This is a genomic window from Synechococcus sp. BA-120 BA3, assembly GCF_034931285.1.
Taxonomy (GTDB): domain Bacteria; phylum Cyanobacteriota; class Cyanobacteriia; order PCC-6307; family Cyanobiaceae; genus Cyanobium.
In genome coordinates this window covers 1-1,217 of the sequence record NZ_JAYGHZ010000183.1, presented here as the reverse complement: position 1 = coordinate 1,217, position 1,217 = coordinate 1, and the positions used below count along the sequence as shown (strand labels likewise).

Below are 1,217 nucleotides of genomic sequence, written 5' to 3'. Positions count from 1 at the left end.
TACCTGCGCCGCCTGGTGGTGCCGGCCGCCCGTGCCGTGGGCCTGCCCGAGCAGTACGCCTGGCTGGAGGAGAGCCTGGCCCGCTTCCCCACCGGAGCGGCCCAGGAGCAGCTGGCCCGCTCCGCCGGCTTCACCACGACCCGCCACCGCCCCCTGGCCGGCGGCCTGATGGGGTTGCTGGAGCTGCAGGCCTGAGGCGATCTGGCAGCATCAAGCCGACTTCCCTGCCGTCCTGGCCCGTACCCGACCGGCCCGCCATGCTCTTCCAGGACATCATCGCCAGCCTCAACCGGTTCTGGGCCGACCAGGGTTGCCTGATCCTGCAGCCCTACGACACCGAGAAGGGCGCCGGCACCATGAGCCCCCACACGGTGTTGCGGGCGATCGGCCCGGAGCCCTGGGCGGTGGCCTATCCCGAGCCCTGCCGGCGTCCCACCGATGGCCGCTACGGCGACAACCCCAACCGGGCCCAGCACTACTTCCAGTACCAGGTGCTGATCAAGCCCTCGCCCGATGCCATCCAGGAGACCTACCTGGCTTCGCTCGAAACCCTCGGCATCCACGCTGCCGACCATGACATCCGCTTCGTGGAGGACAACTGGGAGTCCCCCACCCTCGGCGCCTGGGGCGTGGGCTGGGAGGTGTGGCTCGACGGCATGGAGGTGACCCAGTTCACCTATTTCCAGCAGTGCGGCGGCCTCGACTGCCGGCCGGTGTCGATCGAGATCACCTACGGCCTGGAGCGGCTGGCGATGTATCTCCAGGATGTGGAGAGCATCTGGGACCTGCGCTGGAACGCTGAGCGCAGCTACGGCGACATCTGGCTGCCGTTCGAGAAGGGACAGTGCACCTACAACTTCGAGGCCTCCAACCCCGAACGTCTGCTGCAGCTGTTCGCCCTGCATGAGGCCGAGGCCGCCGATCTGGTGGCGGCCGGCCTGCCGGCCCCGGCCCTCGACCACGTGCTCAAGTGCAGCCACACCTTCAACCTTCTGGAGGCCCGCGGCGTGATCTCGGTGACCGAGCGCACCGCCACCATCGGCCGCATCCGCCACCTGGCGCGGCAGGTGGCCGAAGCCTGGCTGGAGGAGCGCCGCGCCCTGGGCTTCCCGCTGCTGGACGCGCCGCCGGCGTGAAGCGCACGCTGCTGGTGGCGGTGCTGGTGGTCGGCGCCTTCCAGGCCGGCCGCCTCACCGAGCGGGCCATCTGGCCCTGCC

The 1,217-nt window shown here is 70.3% G+C and carries 2 protein-coding genes; both read left to right on the top strand.

Translation table 11 applies throughout. The features are described from left to right. A partial coding sequence (locus VB737_RS07115; RefSeq protein ID WP_500312222.1) for a class I SAM-dependent methyltransferase occupies positions 1 to 195 on the top strand: 195 nt, incomplete at its 5' end. A 62-nt stretch (positions 196 to 257) separates the two neighbouring features. Beyond that, a complete protein-coding gene (gene glyQ, locus VB737_RS07110; RefSeq protein WP_254948314.1) occupies positions 258 to 1,136 on the top strand; it encodes a glycine--tRNA ligase subunit alpha in 879 nt (292 codons plus the stop codon). Positions 1,137 to 1,217 lie beyond the last annotated feature (81 nt).